17 protein-coding genes and 1 pseudogene are annotated in these 16,523 nt (G+C 53.2%); 6 read left to right on the top strand and 12 right to left on the bottom strand.

Annotated features, from left to right (window positions below):
- Positions 1 to 83: 83 nt before the first annotated feature.
- The 4 genes from JWG43_RS16355 to JWG43_RS16340 form a co-directional block, all read right to left on the bottom strand.
- Positions 84 to 527: a hypothetical protein gene (locus tag JWG43_RS16355; RefSeq protein ID WP_205244020.1), complete on the bottom strand. Its 444-nt coding sequence runs from the start codon at positions 525 to 527 to the stop codon at positions 84 to 86.
- Positions 528 to 605: 78 nt separating this feature from the next.
- Positions 606 to 2,162: a COG3415 family protein gene (locus JWG43_RS16350; RefSeq protein ID WP_205244019.1), complete on the bottom strand. Its 1,557-nt coding sequence runs from the start codon at positions 2,160 to 2,162 to the stop codon at positions 606 to 608.
- The gene (locus JWG43_RS16345) at positions 2,084 to 2,440 is read right to left on the bottom strand and encodes a hypothetical protein (protein WP_205244018.1); all 357 of its coding nucleotides are present in this window, start codon (positions 2,438 to 2,440) and stop codon (positions 2,084 to 2,086) included. The genes JWG43_RS16350 and JWG43_RS16345 overlap by 79 nt, the downstream gene beginning before the upstream one ends.
- Positions 2,418 to 3,494, bottom strand: a complete 1,077-nt coding sequence (locus JWG43_RS16340) for a DDE-type integrase/transposase/recombinase (protein ID WP_205244017.1) — start codon at positions 3,492 to 3,494, stop codon at positions 2,418 to 2,420. The genes JWG43_RS16345 and JWG43_RS16340 overlap by 23 nt, the downstream gene beginning before the upstream one ends.
- Before the next feature lie 40 nt (positions 3,495 to 3,534).
- On the opposite strand from JWG43_RS16340, the gene JWG43_RS16335 reads away from it, so the two are divergent.
- The 3 genes from JWG43_RS16335 (at position 3,535) to JWG43_RS16325 (ending at position 6,540) form a co-directional block, all read left to right on the top strand.
- On the top strand, positions 3,535 to 4,092 hold the full coding sequence (locus JWG43_RS16335) for an O-antigen ligase family protein (protein ID WP_205244016.1): 558 nt from the start codon (positions 3,535 to 3,537) through the stop codon (positions 4,090 to 4,092).
- Positions 4,093 to 4,577: 485 nt separating this feature from the next.
- Positions 4,578 to 5,330 (top strand): class I SAM-dependent methyltransferase, encoded by a 753-nt coding sequence (locus JWG43_RS16330; protein ID WP_205244015.1) that lies wholly within the window; start codon positions 4,578 to 4,580, stop codon positions 5,328 to 5,330.
- Positions 5,331 to 5,376: 46 nt separating this feature from the next.
- A complete protein-coding gene (locus tag JWG43_RS16325) occupies positions 5,377 to 6,540 on the top strand; it encodes a glycosyltransferase family 4 protein (protein ID WP_205244014.1) in 1,164 nt (387 codons plus the stop codon).
- Positions 6,541 to 6,717: 177 nt separating this feature from the next.
- On the opposite strand, the gene JWG43_RS20325 is transcribed toward JWG43_RS16325, so the two are convergent.
- Complete coding sequence (locus JWG43_RS20325) at positions 6,718 to 7,008, bottom strand: type II toxin-antitoxin system RelE/ParE family toxin (RefSeq protein ID WP_205244013.1); 291 nt, start codon at positions 7,006 to 7,008, stop codon at positions 6,718 to 6,720.
- Positions 7,005 to 7,238, bottom strand: coding sequence for a type II toxin-antitoxin system ParD family antitoxin (locus JWG43_RS16315; RefSeq protein ID WP_205244012.1), 234 nt, complete (start codon positions 7,236 to 7,238; stop codon positions 7,005 to 7,007). Before JWG43_RS16315 ends, JWG43_RS20325 begins: the two co-directional genes overlap by 4 nt.
- A gap of 579 nt (positions 7,239 to 7,817) precedes the next feature.
- Here JWG43_RS16315 and JWG43_RS16310 point away from each other — a divergent pair.
- Positions 7,818 to 8,597, top strand: a complete 780-nt coding sequence (locus JWG43_RS16310; RefSeq protein WP_205244011.1) for an IS110 family transposase — start codon at positions 7,818 to 7,820, stop codon at positions 8,595 to 8,597.
- Between the two features lie 251 nt (positions 8,598 to 8,848).
- Here JWG43_RS16310 and JWG43_RS16305 read toward each other — a convergent pair whose 3' ends face one another.
- The 3 genes from JWG43_RS16305 to JWG43_RS16295 form a co-directional block, all read right to left on the bottom strand.
- Complete coding sequence (locus tag JWG43_RS16305) at positions 8,849 to 9,157, bottom strand: type II toxin-antitoxin system RelE/ParE family toxin (protein ID WP_205244010.1); 309 nt, start codon at positions 9,155 to 9,157, stop codon at positions 8,849 to 8,851.
- Positions 9,144 to 9,431, bottom strand: a complete 288-nt coding sequence (locus JWG43_RS16300) for a type II toxin-antitoxin system ParD family antitoxin (RefSeq protein WP_240193655.1) — start codon at positions 9,429 to 9,431, stop codon at positions 9,144 to 9,146. Before JWG43_RS16300 ends, JWG43_RS16305 begins: the two co-directional genes overlap by 14 nt.
- Before the next feature lie 137 nt (positions 9,432 to 9,568).
- Positions 9,569 to 9,799, bottom strand: a complete 231-nt coding sequence (locus tag JWG43_RS16295) for a hypothetical protein (RefSeq protein WP_205244009.1) — start codon at positions 9,797 to 9,799, stop codon at positions 9,569 to 9,571.
- A 505-nt stretch (positions 9,800 to 10,304) separates the two neighbouring features.
- Here JWG43_RS16295 and JWG43_RS16290 point away from each other — a divergent pair.
- Both JWG43_RS16290 and JWG43_RS16285 read left to right on the top strand, forming a co-directional pair.
- Positions 10,305 to 11,042 (top strand): type IV toxin-antitoxin system AbiEi family antitoxin domain-containing protein, encoded by a 738-nt coding sequence (locus JWG43_RS16290; RefSeq protein WP_371925213.1) that lies wholly within the window; start codon positions 10,305 to 10,307, stop codon positions 11,040 to 11,042.
- Complete coding sequence (locus JWG43_RS16285) at positions 11,039 to 11,959, top strand: nucleotidyl transferase AbiEii/AbiGii toxin family protein (protein ID WP_205244007.1); 921 nt, start codon at positions 11,039 to 11,041, stop codon at positions 11,957 to 11,959. The genes JWG43_RS16290 and JWG43_RS16285 overlap by 4 nt, the downstream gene beginning before the upstream one ends.
- A 901-nt stretch (positions 11,960 to 12,860) precedes the next feature.
- Here JWG43_RS16285 and JWG43_RS16280 read toward each other — a convergent pair.
- From JWG43_RS16280 to JWG43_RS16270, 3 genes and pseudogenes are all read right to left on the bottom strand, one after another.
- Complete coding sequence (locus tag JWG43_RS16280) at positions 12,861 to 14,396, bottom strand: glycosyltransferase family 4 protein (RefSeq protein ID WP_205244006.1); 1,536 nt, start codon at positions 14,394 to 14,396, stop codon at positions 12,861 to 12,863.
- Positions 14,397 to 14,729: 333 nt separating this feature from the next.
- Positions 14,730 to 15,026 (bottom strand): annotated as a pseudogene (locus JWG43_RS16275) (type II toxin-antitoxin system RelB/DinJ family antitoxin); the annotation flags it as partial.
- An 88-nt stretch (positions 15,027 to 15,114) separates the two neighbouring features.
- Positions 15,115 to 16,308, bottom strand: coding sequence for an ATP-binding protein (locus tag JWG43_RS16270; RefSeq protein ID WP_205244005.1), 1,194 nt, complete (start codon positions 16,306 to 16,308; stop codon positions 15,115 to 15,117).
- Positions 16,309 to 16,523 lie beyond the last annotated feature (215 nt).

The following is a 16,523-nucleotide window of genomic DNA, read 5'->3' as shown; positions in this document are numbered from 1 at the left end:
TATTAAGGTGCCCGACAAAGACATGGAACAACTCGCGCTCATTCGTGATGAGTTTCACGGCGAGTGGAACTACATGATTGCTCCTAAACAAAACCCATAGTGTTCAAGTTATTTTTACTAGACTCCTTACTTGTATAGTCCCATTCATAGAGGGGTTCGTCAGTATCATCGTTACTGGCTATCTCGGTCAAGGCGTCGATTGTTTGCCCGGTATACACGGCAAGGACAGTATCATTATGTAGGCTCCCCTGCGTATCCATCGTGACTTGGCCGTTTGCAGGCGCTGTCCATCGGTACCAGATTGATGCACCTGGGGTGGCACCTGGATCATCTGGATCTCCGGCATGAACGGGTTCCCCTTCTTGCGAGGTGGCCTCTGTTGTATCACCTTCGATGGTTCCTTCGCTTCCGGTTATTTCAATGGCATTTTCAAAGTCATCATTTTCAGGAGATGCCAGGCAAGAAAGTGGTATCAGCAATGACAAAAGAAGGCTGAGAGGAAAAAACAGAAGAAAATTTTTACGCATAGTGTCCCCCCGGGGGTGTAACGGTGCAATAAAAATCCGGAAAAAAAGTCGTTTTCAGGGTAACACTTCCCTCCGGTTTCAGTTTGTCAGCTCTTCCGTCCAGACGACCATTTCCTGTCGGTGAGCCACAGAGATATTGTCGAAACTCGCCAAGGCCTCCAAGATTTTCTTCTTCAAGATTCCCAGTTGGCGATACTGCCGTTTCAGTTCTTCGGCCATGCGATCAACCTGGCGCATGGCATGCTCTTTGATCGACGCGATGGGTAAGGTGATTGCCGCATGCAGCATGTCCACCATGACGTGCGGCGAGAGTTGTTCTTTGTTCTCCTGTTCCACCAGCCGTTCTCTTGCCAACATCTGCTCATACTCGTAACGGTGCCGGCAATACTCTTTATGCCTTGCGGTATCCGCTTCCCCCTGCATATTTTTGAGAATGCCGAAGAAATAAGGCAGGTTTTTTTTACGTTCATCTCGAGAAATAGCCCTGTTGAAGGCCGCCTCTGCCTTGGCAATAACCTCAATGTCGTAATGGGCAATACATTTTATGGCCCGCTTCAACGTCGGTTCATCGACGGCGAGTTGATGGTGGCCGATGACCCAGTTGATACGAGCATGCTTGCTGCTTTCATCGGGACCTGCCTGTTTCCGGGCGCGTTGGCGATATCGTTGTTTGAGTTCCACTCGCTGTTGTTCCGTGACCGGCATGGCCATTTCCCCAAGGGGTGACAAGGTGGCGCCGAGCTTGGGCAGGCGATTACGCATGGTCATGTAGACGGACGCGATCTTTTCCAGAATATTTTGGGCCAGAGTCCGCGGATTACTCGTGTCTATACAAATGGTGCCGATCACCTCGGCCATTTCCGAAAAGGCACCTTCAACAGTGCCGTTGCCCTTGGGGTTTGCCGGTCCTGCGGGGAGCATGACAATGTCGTGGTGGTCGAGATAGGTGCGAGCGTTGTCGGAGAGGTTGGCGCTGCCGTGATCCATCACCACTGCCAAGGGATTGCCCCAGGCCTGCCGGTGCATTTCCAGGACCTTGATGAACTCTTGGCTGGTCTCGGTCTCGGCGACACTGTACCCGCTGTGCACAAAGCTCTTGACATCCACACACAATTCCAGATTGAAACGATGGGTATCGGCACCGAGGACCACGACAAACTCCTTGCCGTCCACAGCCACCAAGCCATTGGGAAGAGTCTGGCGCAGGTTCTGGTAAAAACCCGGCCGGCGTTTTTTAACCTGGACTCCATACAGGTCGTTGGCCGTCAAAATTTCCCCCACGGTCTTGCTGCTCAACTCGATCTCCTGTTCGGCAAGATGCCGAGTGAAGGCTTTGAGGCGCAGCCGCTTGCCCGCGGCAATGAATTCCATCGCAATGTCCACCACCTTCCGCACCAGGGCCGCGGTCACCTTCGCCGCCTTGCCCCGGCGGTCCGGCACGACAAAGGGCCGCATCGTTTCATCGAAAAGACCATTCCATTGTGCGAGCGTACTGACCTTCATATGCAGGACACGGCAGGCTTCCTGCAAAGACCGCCCGGCGTCGCGGAAAAAGGTCACTGCCGCCGATTTTTCCTCGACTTGTGCAGCGTTTTTTTTTCTGCGAGCAGCTCGTCCACTCGGTGGATCTTCCAAGCCAGTTTCCTGCCTTCGTTCTCGAAATTCACGTCGTCAAAGAGCTGCGTCAGTTTCTTGTGCTCCTCCTTGATCCGGCTGAGTTCCTGCCGTAATTCCTCTGCTTCATTGGCGGCAGAGTTCAGGCGGTCTGCCCACTGGTAACCGGTCTTGCGTGAGATCCCCGCCTGGCCGCAGATACCGGTGACATCCAGATCCCGGGGCAATCCCTTGGCATTCGCGAGTTTCCTGGCCCGGATAAGAAGTGCCACCTCTTCAGGGGTCAATTCGTCGGCCACCTTGTCCTCCTAAAATCGTCATGAGTTGACCAAACAGCGAGATCTTGATCGCCCCGTCGGGTTCCAGCATCACATTACACAGACTGCGGGCAATCCGTCCCGGGGCGGAAGCGTTGTCCCGGTCCGGGTCCAGGTGGGCGGCAATGGCCCGGGTGACTTCCGCCGTCCGACCATGAAATCGATCCGCGGGGACCAGCAAGCCGCCCAACCCTTGGTGCGTCCGCTGATAGTTGTAGGCCTGCACCCATTGGCCAAGCCCTTCTTGCGCCTCGGCAACACTTTCGAAACGGTGCCGACAAAACAGTTCCTTCTGTACCTGCTTATTGGTCGCCTCAACTTTACCCAAGGTCTGCGGATGATGCGGACGGGCATGGGTCTGGTGGATGCCCTCCATCTCCAGAAACTTCTCGAATCGATTACATCCTTTCCAGGAGTAAAATACAAACCCTCGGTCGCTCAACACCTCTTCCATCTTGCCATAGCGATCGATGGCCTCCTGAACCACGGCAATGACCCCGTCGATGGATGTCTCCGCCGTCAGCCGCCAGCCCACGATGAAACGAGAAAAATCATCCTGGAGTATCAACAAATATACTTTCAATTTGTTGATATACAACTCGAGAATGTCCATCTGGACAAGCTCCAGCGGCCGGGTCGCTTCAAAACGCCGCACTTCATTGCTATGTTGACGTTTTCTTTTCCCGACATAGCCGTTGGCCGTCATGACCCGCTGCACTGTCCGCGTCGATATGGTCATACCTTGCCGACGCAACTGGTTGCGGATCTGCCCGGGACCAAAACCGGGATGCTGTTGCCAAGTCTCGAGCACCGCTTTCTCCTGACTCTCGGTGATCCGTTTGACTCCCCGTCCTCTTGAAACCCTTTTCTTGGCGAGAAAGGCTACCTCACCAAGGGCCTCCAACTGACGACGCCACTCATAAATCGTTGTGTAATGAACCTGAGCCAAAACCGCCGCTTTTTTGATGCCGACGCTTTGAGCACTTTCCAGAATCGCCAGTTTCTGTTCCTGAGTGAAATGTTTGCTTGGTTCCATGACCCCTCCTGCTTGCTTGTTGAGGAAGGGTAGTGTTACCTTGAATCAGCCTTATTTTTCCGGTTTCTTAATACCCGATACACGTAGAGTGTTTAGATTTCTCGTTGCAGCATTGGCAATTATGTTACTGTTTTTTTTGTTTGACTATAATCAAACCGCCCATGTGTTATTTGACGCTCAAGACAAACTTACAACAAGGGGGGTGAATTACCTTGAAGACCCCCGCTTTATAAAATTCCAGCTCGGTTTAGCGGCTATAGCTCAAAGCCCAATATTGGGATACGGTTTTGACGGATACGTTCGTGTAATTGCTTCAGGATCTTCCCATAACGCATATATCGAGAAGGCTGTGAACGGCGGTTTAATCGCATTCGTTGCCTTTGCATTATTCTTTATTGACGCTGCAATGAAAACGTTGAGAAGGCTCTGCCATACTGAAAAGTTATCTATAGATAGGACAGTTGATGCTAGTCGGGTTTTAATATTGTTTACTCTTCTTATTTACATGATGGTACTTAATGTTCATTATTTAGTTGCAGCCTATGTTTTTTTTGGTCTAGTGACAAGTAAGGTAGCTGCTCCCGTTTTGAAGGGGTAAAATTATAACTTTCTTCAATTTCGTTTAAGTCCGGCACTGTTTTCTTCGACAAAATAAGTGATTCATGCCCGATGCTCTTATTTTCACCGGAAAAACCGGAGAAAATCTTGTTTTCAGGACTGAGTTATCCGTCCGGTCTGTAGTCTAGCTTTTTCAACAGGCACAACATGCAATCGTATATCTACTCGTAACAATACAATAATTTGGGCATTGACCTTGGAGTGATGATTTTTTACGAATTCATCACCTATCTGTTGTTGGCAATTTACTGCCACGAAAACTATGGCGAGCGGGTATCCACCCACCGAGTGCGGTAACTTCGCCACCAGATCAAAAACGAGGCTCGTAAGTGCTGCAGCACTGATCTGCCGAGATCACGCCGCCAGACTAACCAGCAACCGCCAGGGAACAGGCTGAAAGTATTTGCAATTTCCTAACCGGACACTACTGGGTTTTGATGTGATTATGAGCATGGAGAAAGACGTATGACATTCATCCGCACCCTGATTGACTGGAACGTCAAGGTCAGCCGCACTTTCGATCGGACGCTACCGGAAAAATATCATATCGACGGCAACCGCTATTTTTGTGAGCATTTTGCCCCGCCTTATCTTGGTTTAGGCATGTCGGTCTACGATGTGGGGGGGGGGAAACAACCCTACCTTACGCCCGATCTGAAACACCGATTTCAGTTAACGGTGACTGGCGTGGATATTGACCAGAATGAACTCAATCGCGCACCCGCTGGTACCTATGATCGGACCATCTGCGCAGACATCACCTACTTCCGAGGGCAGGCCGAGGCGGATCTGGTTATTTGCCAGGCACTGCTGGAACATGTCAAACACGTGGACAACGCCTTCGCGGCGATGGTGAGCATGCTCAAACCAGGGGGGCGCGCCCTGATCTTCGTACCGTCGCGGAATGCGCTCTATGCACGACTCAACCTGCTGCTGCCACAAGCATTGAAAAAACGTCTGCTTCATGCGATCTATCCCAAGACACGGTCCGCGCAAGGATTTCCGAGTTATTATGACCACTGCACACCACGTGATTTCCGACGGTTGGCGAATCAACATGGTTTGACGGTGGAGCAGGAAAGTTTTCATTACATCAGCTCTTACTTCCAGTTCTGCTTTCCGCTGTACCTGCTGTGGCGTCTCTGGATTCTGGGCTTTCACGCCGTGGCGGATGAGCAAGCCGCGGAGACCTTTTGCATGGCGCTGGTGAAACCTTGATAGGCTTGTTAAACTGCAAAGTCAAAAGGGCTTGCGAGAAAAAAGGATGAAAATCCTCTTCTTCGCCAATACCGACTGGTATCTCTATAACTTTCGGCTGCCATTGGCCAGATTCCTGCACGAGCAGGGTTGTGATGTTCTATTTGTCTCTCCACCGGGCGAGTATGGGGAGCGATTGCGGGCCGCAGGCTTCCGCTGGGAGTCGCTGCCGATGGAGCGGCGCAGTCTCAATCCGTTGCGTGAACTCGCAGTTCTGCATCGACTGCGCCGGATCTATACGCGCGAGCGTCCGTATCTGGTCCATCATTTCACCATCAAATGCGTGGTCTATGGATCGCTGGTGGCGCGCTGGTTGAGCATTCCGCGCGTCAATGCCGTGACCGGTCTTGGCCATGTGTTCACGAGCCAAAGCCTGAAGGCGCGCGCCCTGCGTCCACCGGTGTGCGGATTGCTGCGATTAGCGCTCGGTGGCTGCGCGACACGCTTGATCCTGCAGAACCCTGACGATAGGACGGCCTTCCAGCAACAGCGTCTGACGATTCCAGAGCACATCCGGCTGATTCGCGGTTCCGGAGTGGATATCGTGCGTTTCCGACCAACGGAGCGCGCCAAGACTGGCGAACCCCTGCGATTGCTACTGGCTTCTCGTCTGTTGTGGGAAAAGGGCATCGGCGAATACGTCGAAGCCGCGCGGCGCCTGAAAGCGCACGGTATGAATGTCGAATGCTGGCTGGCGGGTTCCCCCGACCCCGGCAATCCGGCCTCGATCGACGTTGCCAGGTTGGTCGATTGGCGCGACGAAGGCGTGGTGCGCGTGCTGGGGCAGGTGGATGACATGGCCGCCCTCCTGCCACAGGTCGATGTTATGGTATTGCCGAGTTATGGCGAGGGTGTACCACGCAGCCTGCTGGAGGCAGCGGCTTGCGGCCTGCCGCTGATCGCCACCGACGTGCCCGGCTGCCGTGAAGTGGTGCGCAATGGCCTGAACGGGATTCTGATCCCGCCACGCAATCCCGAGGCCCTGACCGAAGCGATGAGCCGCCTGGCTGAGGACGACGGATTGCGTCGACGCTTTGGTGAAGCCAGCCGTCGACTGGCCGTGGAGGAATTCGCGCAAGAGACAGTATTCGCACAAACGTTAGCGGTTTATCGGGAACTGGCACGGGTACGGGCACGGGTACGGGGTCAGGCCTCCAGGTTGACAAGTTGACTTCCCCCTGTTTTCCTGCTGATCACCCAAATAAATCTCGACGTGATCAAAAAAGAGCCGATGCAGGGCAGTGGAGACGGTACGCCAGAATTCCGCAAAATTTTGCGAGCGGGCGACGTTTATCTGGATAAAACAGGCGACAGACAACGACTTACAATACATACAACATGTTTTTTGTTATAGATGCCGATTGAAATCCATTTTCTGGTGCAATATCCGCACAATATCAATCCCGCCAGGTGTCACCTTAAAGAAAATGACGTGGGAGCCAGAATTGACTTTTCTGTACCCCGGTCTCACGTCACCGATGTGAATGGAATTTGTGGGATCGTTGCTTTGTCTTTCCATTGCCGCCCACAGGTCACGGACATATTTCTCCGCCTGGTCCATGCCCCATCGGGCAAAGGTGAAATCCCAGATGTCGTCCAAGTCAGACCTGGCCCTGGGTGTCAGGGTGACCCTGCTCATACGGAAAGGGACTTCTTTTTATCGTCGATGAACTTTTCAATATCCAAGCCTGTAGAGGGCCCGGAATTTTCTCCCTCGATCAAGGCTTTTCTTAATTCTTCCAGCTTGAGATGATCTCTGCGGATCAGGTCCCGCACATAATCAGAGGCGTTGGCATACCGCCCGGACTGCACACATTCCTCGACCCATTCCTTCATCTGATCAGGCAATGAAATATTCATTGTCGCCATGGCACTCTCCTTTCTTTTGAGTTGACCGCCCTATCTTATGGCAATCTTTGCCATCTGTCAAAAAAATAAGAGATGGAAGACCGTTGCAAAGACGACGATTTTCAAATGAGTAAGTGCTGTAACCGTTCAACACCTTCCTTCCCAATGACAAAAAGGGTCGCGGGCGTGGCCCGCTCCTACAAGCTCGGTGGCTGGGTGTAAGGGGCGGGAGAAAAAAAAATAGACGTATAAAACAACCATAGCCCCAGCCGCGTGGGCACGATACAGCCGTGCCCACCCTTATAGTAGGTCCAGCAGTATACAGTTCAAAATGTATGGTGGTTATTGAGAAAATTGTTGAAAACTTCGCCACCGATGGAAAAATCCTTCTGGATACGCCTCACTCCGTCACGAATAGCCCGCCCTCAACGTTGTAACGTTTAAGTGTAGAGTTTCGGGCGGAGATGAGTCGTCGGCCATAACGAATGCTCAGAAGTTGCCTCAATGGCTCGCTATAAGGTCTTCGCATTGCCGACACCGCGTATCGTTTTGATTGGATGCCTCTTATCTTCCTCACTTTTCAAGACGGGAGCCGCGCTGATGGAAACCAAAACGGATGACATTGTTGCCTACCTGGGCATAGACTGGGCCGATCAGAAGCACGACCTGCACCTTTGCACCCCATCTGGGAAAACGCTTGAATATCGCCAGATCGAACATGCTCCAGAAGTGCTCAATGAATGGTTGGCCAAACTACGGCAGCGTTTTCCGCAGGGACGTATTGCCGTCTGCCTGGAACAGTCAAAGGGCGCCCTGCTGTATCACCTGATGAGCTACGATTTTCTCGTGCTCTATCCTATCAACCCCAAGGCCTTGGCCCGTTACCGGGAAGCGTTCACAACCAGCGGGGCCAAGGACGACAAACCGGATGCAGAGTTTCTCTGTGAGCTGATCCGTTGCCACCGGGACCGGCTGCGTCCGTGGGTACCGGAAGACGAACAGACGAGAAACATCGCGGCCCTTGCGGAAGCCCGGCGCAAAGCCGTCGATGAGCGGACTCGCGTATCAAACAAGTTAAAGGCAACACTCAAAAGCTATTTTCCTGAGTCACTCCAACTGATAAGCGTCAATCTCCACGACCCGTTATCCCTGGCCTTCCTTAAGCGCTGGCCGCGGCTGGAGAGCATCCAGGGGACAAGCGACGCTAAGATCAAGAAGTTTTACACCGCACAGGGGAGCCGCTCCGAGCAACGCATCACGGAGCGGATACAGATCATCCGGTCCGCCTTGCCGGTGACAAAAGACATAGCGGTGATCACCTCGGCCATGATTACGGTACAGATGCTGTCAGACATCCTGACCACGCTCAAAAGCGGCTGATCCGGGGTCGGACCAAGCTAATCAGCTGTATTGTCATTATAAATACGTTAATAATACAGGTTTTCAGCCCTTATACGAGCCATTTCAGGCACAAAATGGCTGTTGCCTGAATCCGTGACGGCTGGAGTCTTGTTTGCAGTACATTTTACAATGGATGGGGGTCATCTTGACATAACAGTTGCCTTGGGCCTGTTAGGCTCGCAGGGTTTACTTCTTGCGTCCATTAAAAATGGGGGGAATACCGAGGCATTTTACGGGATATGCCTGGAGAGGATCATGCGTTGGTGCAAAATGCGCACGACGCCAAGGCTGTCTTTGCCCGGCCGGTAAACAATGAGATGGGAGCCGACCGGGTAGACCAGGTGCGTCGGGGGCAAGTTGTCTCGACAACGGCCAAGTTGCGGGTTGTGACTGAGCGCCATGAGCGCGTCGTTGATCTTATCGCGGTAGACGACGAGTTGAGCGTGGCTCCAATTTTCACCGGTAAAGCGCAGTATGTCAATGAAATCCGCTCGTGCTCTCGGCGAGAGCTTGATTGGCAGCGGCCTAAGGGAGGACATCAGGGTCCATTGGTCGGCCACTGTGCATTGCGTTAACAGCGCTTTGGGTGATGTTTTCAAGTGCCTCTGGGGTGTAGTCCATCCCTTCGCCACGGTTGAGTTGATCATCGCCTTTCTGAATGGCAGCGTGCCAGGCCGCGAGACGGATTTCCTCTGCTTGCATGCGGCGAATGGCATCACGAATCACTTCGGTAGCATTGCCGTAGGTGCCGGCGGCGACTTTGCTCTTGATAAAGCCTTCCATCTCCGGCGAAAGATTGATGTGCATGGTCATGGGTTGCCCTCCTTTGTTTTACACATAAAATATCCACAGCATGGATACGCGTCAAGTGTACTTTAATCGAACGGCCACGAACAACAAAGCTGACGCACGGACAAACGCTCACGGATCCGGGATCGGTGACAAAAGTTTCATGAATTTCTCATGACGTACCGCCCTTTTTGATCGAGTGCCGGCTGTTCCTGATGCGCTGACACCGGCTCGCTTTGCAACTTGACCAGGGTCTGGACCATGGTGCGGCGGAGATGCTCGATGCGCCTGAGGGTGTAATGGCTGATGGGATTCTTGCCAAGATCTTTTATCAACCAGAGCGTGCCCTGATTGTGCCCCTCCTCATCCATCAGCGGCAGTTCGAGTTTCATCAGACATTGCCGACAGAAGTCGCTTTCCAGATCAAAATTATCGCGGGTCCAATGAAAATTTATATGCCGGTCCCTGGTGACCTTACAGTGTATTTCAGCGTGGTCCAAACCAAGCCGATGCAGGGCGGTGGAGACGTTCCGCCAGAATTCCGCAAAACTCTGCGAGCGGGCGACGTTTATCTGCAGATTGAGAAAAGATCGACGATCCCCTGAAAAACAGGAACTGTCTCGGTAACAGCTTTTTAATTGCTCTCCCTGTGGGTATAAGCTAGCCGCGAGGAGATTATTTCGTGGACAACGAAACGGTGCTGCCCCGGATAATCACACTCAGGTGGTAAGCTTGAGGTCGGCCAGAGCGCTGTACATGGATTTGCTGACCTTGGGAGTCACGTTGAGACTGCACCCTGCCCTTTATTTTTTCCTCCGGTACAAAGCAACAGGTCAAATTCCGCATGTTCAACAAATACAGCTTGCCTTTATTTTGAAAAGTGAACATAATCGTAGCGTGACTACGTTAGTGCAAAGCAAATTAAAATCACTCTATGCCAATCTTGCCCCCGGGACCCCCGTGGTATCGAAGGAATTGGTGCGCCTCGGGATCTCGGCCGATCTGGCGGTGCACTATGTGCGGGCCGGGTGGCTGGTGCGGCTGGCAAGGGGTGTTTTTCGGCGTCCCGAACAGGAGCTTTCTCTGTTTCCAAGTTTGAAGCTGCTGGAGAATCAGATCGAAGGCATGCACGTCGGAGGCAAGTCCGCCTTGGACTGGCATGGGGTGCGCCACTATGTAACACAGCAGGAAATGCTGCATCTGTATGGTTGGGCCACGGCCCGGCTGCCAGGATGGTTTATGAAAGAATTTCCCGCCGAGTACCACCGCAAGCGCCTGTTCGAAGAGCAGCCGGGTGCGCTGTTGCAGGTACTGCCTTTCGAAGGCCGCAACGAGACACCGCAAGTCTCGACACCCGAACGGGCTTTACTGGAACTGTTAAGTGAGGTCGGTGTGCGTCAACCGTTGCAGGAAGCGCGTGAGTTGATGGAAAGCACCTACAACCTGCGCGGGGGCGTACTTCAGGAACTGCTCATGCGCTGCACCAGCATCAAGACGGTGCGATTGTGCCTGCAACTCGGGCGTGAGCTTTCCCTTCCTTGGGTAGCCAAGTTGGCCTCGGCGGAGCTGCCGACCGGCAGCAATCAGCCTTGGGTCTCCCGCGGCAGCCACGGCGTCCTGGTGCTCAAACCGTGAACCAGGTATACCTGGAGACCGCTCGGCTACTCACCCAGGTGGTGCCGCTGATTTTTAGCGGTGATACCTTCGCGCTCAAGGGCGGGACGGCCATCAATTTGTTTGTGCGCGACATGCCACGACTATCTGTGGACCTCGACCTGGTCTTTCCCAATCACCGGATGGAGCGTGTACCGGCACTGAAACAAATCAATGAGGCCATCCGGCAAGCTGCGGGTCGGTTGAAGAGCAGAGGATTCCAGACCTATACCTTTACTGCCGCAGATGCCGGCGAAACCAAGCTCCTGGTTCGACGGGGTAGAGTGGAGGTCAAGGCCGAGGTCAATTTTGTGATGCGCGGCACCGTGTACCCGGTTCGGTTGGGGTCACTGACCGCTAAGGCGTGCGATTTGCTGATGGCCGACCTGGAACTTCCGTTGGTGGCCACGGAGGATCTCTACGGCGGCAAGCTGGTCGCGGCACTCGATCGTCAACACCCGCGCGACTTGTTCGATGTAATGCAACTCTTTGCCCATGACGGCATCACCTCCGGCATCCGTCGCGCCTTCGTAGTATATCTGGCTTGCCACAATCGCCCGGTCCACGAAGTCTTGTTTCCCGGACTCCGGGATATCAGCCAGGATTATGAGGCCACATTCAGGGGGATGACCGCCGAAACAGTTGAGCTGAAGGAGCTTCTTGATGTCCGTACACGCCTCGTCGAAGAGTTGCCGCGTGCGCTTGACGCCGATGAACGTGCCTTCCTCTTATCGTTGGTCCGGAATGAGCCACAATGGAACCTGTTGGAGATTGATCACCTTCACCAACTTCCTGGAATCCGCTGGAAGCTCAGAAATCTGGAAAAACTTGCAGAACGTAGCCCCTCCAAGTTCGCTTTACAGAGCGAAGCCCTTGCCGAGCGCCTGGCAGGACTGTAGTAGCCCCAAAAGAGAATTCCGTGCCAAAATACGGGGTCAGGCCTCCAAGTTGACAAGTTGACTTTCCCCTGTTTTCCTTCCCACTGAAAAAAATCGCGGGCACGGCCCGCTCCTACAATTCCGGTGGTTATGGCCAGGTACGGGTCACAGGTACGGGGTCAGGCCTCCAAGTTGATAAGTTGACTTTCCCTGTTTTCCTGCTGATCTCCCAAGTAAATCTCGGCGTGATCAAAACCGAGCCGATGCAGGCAGATGGAGACGGTACGCCGGAATTCAAAAAAATTTTGCGAGCGGGCGACGTTTATCTGCATAAAATAGTGGCCAGAAAAGGACTTACAATACCTACAACCCAATTCGTTGACAATGAGTTATACAGGGTTATATAGTGGGATCCCCCAGGAAGTTGTCGAGGCGCATGTCCTGCGCAATGAACCCCTTATCAAAGCATGGCGGGAATATCACGGCATCACCCAGGAAGAGAAGTAAAGCGTATTGACTTGATCACCGGAGCGCGGCCAAATAAAACAAATCGCGGGCATGGCCCGCTCCTACAGGCTCGGTGGTAGTGTAGGAGCGGAAACACGGAAACGCGATTTAGTTCTGAAAGTCCCGGTTGCCGCCAGCTTGTTATTACATTATTATCAGGATACACGTTGCTTTCATCCTCCTGAATCCGTGACGGCTTGAGTCTTGCTTGGAGTACATTTCACTGTAACCAGGTTATAAATGCGGCGATTTTCTTTGCAATATGTCGTCACCCGCCGCCCTTCGGGGCGTTTGTCCGCACGCCATCTTCATTGCCCGTAACCGTCCGATAAAGTGTACTTTAATCGAACGGCCACGAACAACAAAGCTGACGCACGGACAAACGCTCACGGATCCAGGATCGGTGACAAAAGTTTCATGATTTTCTCATGACGTAGCGCCCTTTTTCATCGAGTGCCGGCTGTTCCTGATGCGCTGACACCGGCTCGCTTTGCAACTTGACCAGCGTCTGGACCATGGTGCGGCGGAGATGCTCGATGCGCCTGAGGGTGTAATGACTGATGGGATTCTTGCCAAGATCTTTTATCAACCAGAGCGTGCCCTGATTGTGCCCCTCCTGATCCATCAACGGGAGTTCAAGTTTCATCAGACATCGCCGACAGAAATCGGTTTCCGGATCAAAATTGTCGCGGGTCCAATGAAAATTGACCTGCCGGTTCATAGTGCCCTGGCAATTCATCTCGGCGTGATCAAAACCGAGCCGATGCAGGGCGGTGGAGACGGTACGCCAGAATTCCGCAAAATTTTGCGAGCGGGCGACGTTTACCTGCAAATTGAGAAAAGAGCGACGATCGCCTGAAAAACCGGAACTGTCGCTCATATCACGAAACCACCCCAGGATCTTATCGGTGGCCAGATAATCGAGGTATCCCAGTTTACGGGTGGCGAGCATCGCGGCGGCGCCAATCAGGATCAGGAATAAACCGGCCCGCTCGTCCTGCAGACTGGCGATAATCAGGGCCAGCAGGCATAAGACCGCGCTGACCAGGTAGATAAGCAATACAGCGCGCCGTGAGTTGAGACCTACATAATGGACAAGTTTGTGGTGGATATGCCCATTATCCGGTTTGAACATGCCTTTCCCGGTAATAAAGCGCCGGACCGGGGAGAGGATGGTGTCAAACATGGGCACCCCGAGGGCGACAATCGGGATCAGGATGGCGGCGCCGGTCTGCATTTTTACCGAACTGGCCAGAGAAATCATCGCAATGGTAAAGCCTAGAAAATAACTGCCGCCATCACCCATGAAGATACTGGCCGGGTTGAAATTATAGCGGAGGAAACCGAGCAGGGTGCCGCCCAGACAGGCAAAAAGGCTTGCCGACAGATAGTCCTGGTTCATGAGGGAGATGGTCGTCATGACCAGACAGCAAAAAAAACAGACCCCGGCGGAAAGGCCGTCCAGCCCATCCATCAGGTTGACAGCGTTTATAAAAACCAGAAACCACAAGACCGTGAGCAGATAGCTGGCCGCCGGCCCGATCTGCCAGCCCATCAGACTGAAAACATCGATACTGTAGCCGCCGATGAACACCAGGCTGGCGGCCAGAATCTGTACGAGAAATTTTATATGATGGTTGAGGCGTTGATAGTCATCCCACAGGCCGACACCGAAGACCAACAGGCCGGCGAGAAAAACATGCCAGGCGCCGGGTTTGGGCTGAACCAGAACCGCTATATCGGTGTGCAGCCAGCCAACCGCCACCAGCGTAAAAACGAATGAAGCACAGAGGGCAATACCGCCGGTTCTCGGGGTCGGCCGGCGGTGATTTTTGCGGGAACCATCGGGTTTATCCATGGCCTTGCCCCATCGCCCGAGTTTTCCCGCCAGTGGTGTGAGCAACAGGGAAAGTGCGATGGAGATGCAAAAGATGATTAAGATTGTTGTCATGAATCCTTTAGCAGGATCTCTGTTCAGGTGGACAGCACAGCTGCTGTAGCTACGCCAGCTTCCGGGTCATGCAATATTTCCCTGAACCGGGTGGACATTGACGAAATTCTTTATTTTTTTGATACTAGCGTTTTAAAATCGCTTTTGCAAGTTTTGTCAGTAGGAACCGTTCACCGGTCAAATACGGGGTCAGGCCTCCAAGTTGACAAGTTGATTTTCCCTGTTTCCCTTCCCGCTGAAAACAAATCGCGGGTATGGCCCGCTCCTACATGTTCGGTGGTAGTGTAGGAACAGGCCATGCCCGCGATAAGGGATAAAACAGGGACAGACATCGGCCTTGCGCAACGCTGCAGCGCGCCGCGCGGTGAAATGGTTTTCGACCTGATCGTACGGTACAGATAGGCGAGGGTCGGCAAGTGCTTCTTGTACCTTTGCCCGAAACCAGGCATCATGAATATCCCGATCGGTTGTGAAGCCGGCGGTTAACCCGCCTTCGTTAGCTACGCGGGTCAATAGGATGCGGACAGCATCCGAAACGGTCAAATTCATTTTTTTTAATACCTCTGCCGCTCGTTTTTTGACAGCAGCATCGACGCGAGTTTGTTTTTCCTCCTTGGTTAGCTTGCGAATAAAGACAATTCAATTGCACTACAAAAACAAGAGAGATGATGTGGCACCTGCCGCCCTCAAGGGCTGCGGGTGACGGCCATTACAAAACTCAGTACAGAAAACCAAGCAGCCACAGGGGTATTTTGTTACCGATCCCGTATTCTTCGTTGTCCCGGAGAACAAAGCTGTCTTTAATTCCTGATATTTGGTTGAAATCCTTGCTCTTGCCGCCGACCTCGAACAGGTAGCGTTCATCCACCAGGAAGTCTCCCCGGGCTGGATAGTGCAGGCGATGTCCGGCATTGCCCAGCATGGTGGCGGCAAAAGTTTCCCGGATCGCGCCTTGCTGGGGATAATCGCAGAGAATGCTGAACAGGTTGGGATTGTCGAAATACAATTTATCGGCTTTGGCCAGTGATTTATGAGCGGTTACCGTCCGCACCAGGCTGCCTTTTTCAAGATAACCCAAGTAGGCGTACAGGGTGCGGATATTGATCCCGGCCGCGCCGGCCAACTTGGTCACCTTTAACTCCAGGGGGGGCGCCCGGCAGATCAGCCCCAGAATCCTGTTGAGTTTATTGAGATGATCTTTGTCGATATTGTAAATGACCGCCAGGTCGGAATCGATCATCTGCCGGACAACTTCGATCAATTTCATCGGGTAGTCCACCACGCCTTCCCGGTAAAAAGGGTAGGCACCGTACGCCAGATAGTTGCGGTACAGCGGGAGAATCCTGCGGTCCGCCAGGCGTGCGACAATCTCGCCGGTGAGCACGGCATGGTCCTGGACCAGGGTGGCCAGATCCAGGGCGGCAAACTCCAGGCCGGTCTCCAGTTCTACAAACTCGCGCAGAGAGAGGCAGGGTAGAGAATGGATTACCGCCCGGCGGGACAGGTCCACTTTGGCATGGTCCAAGTGCAGCGCCGAAGAGCCGGTGAATATCACCCGCAGGGAAAGGGTATCGTACACTGCCTTGAGGTCGGCGGCAAAGCCGCTTTGTTTGTGGATTTCGTCAATTACCAGCAATTGGCCGCCGAGCTTTTCAAACGCTTCGGCGATATCGTAGAGACGCATGGCGTTGACACGGGGGTGGTCGGCGGTGACATAAAGCGCCTCCTCGGCCGCCAACCCTGACTCCTGAAGCAGTTGCCTGACCAGGGTGGTTTTGCCGGCTCCCCTTGGCCCCTTGATACCGACCAGCCGCCCTTTCGGATTGAGCTGCGTGTGGAGAAAACGCCGGTATTTTTCCTTTTGACGTTGCAAGATGCTGCGGGACAGGGTGAATAAATGGTCGATGTTCATGATGCAAACCCCCCTGTTTTATTGTACGGCAATACATTAAAATAGTACCATTTGTTGCATTGCATTGCAACATGCACCGGCCAGGGGTCAGACACGGGGTCAGGCTTCCAAGTTGACAAGTTGATTTTCCCTGTTTCCCTTCCCACTGAAAAAAATCGCGGGCATGGCCCGCTCCTACAGGCTCGGTGGTAGTGTAGGAGCTGTCTCTTATACAC

It is taken from the genome of Desulfobulbus alkaliphilus, assembly GCF_016918545.1.
GTDB lineage: Bacteria > Desulfobacterota > Desulfobulbia > Desulfobulbales > Desulfobulbaceae > Desulfobulbus > Desulfobulbus alkaliphilus.
Note: the sequence above shows the minus strand (reverse complement) of the source record. Positions and strands in the feature narration are given on the sequence as shown.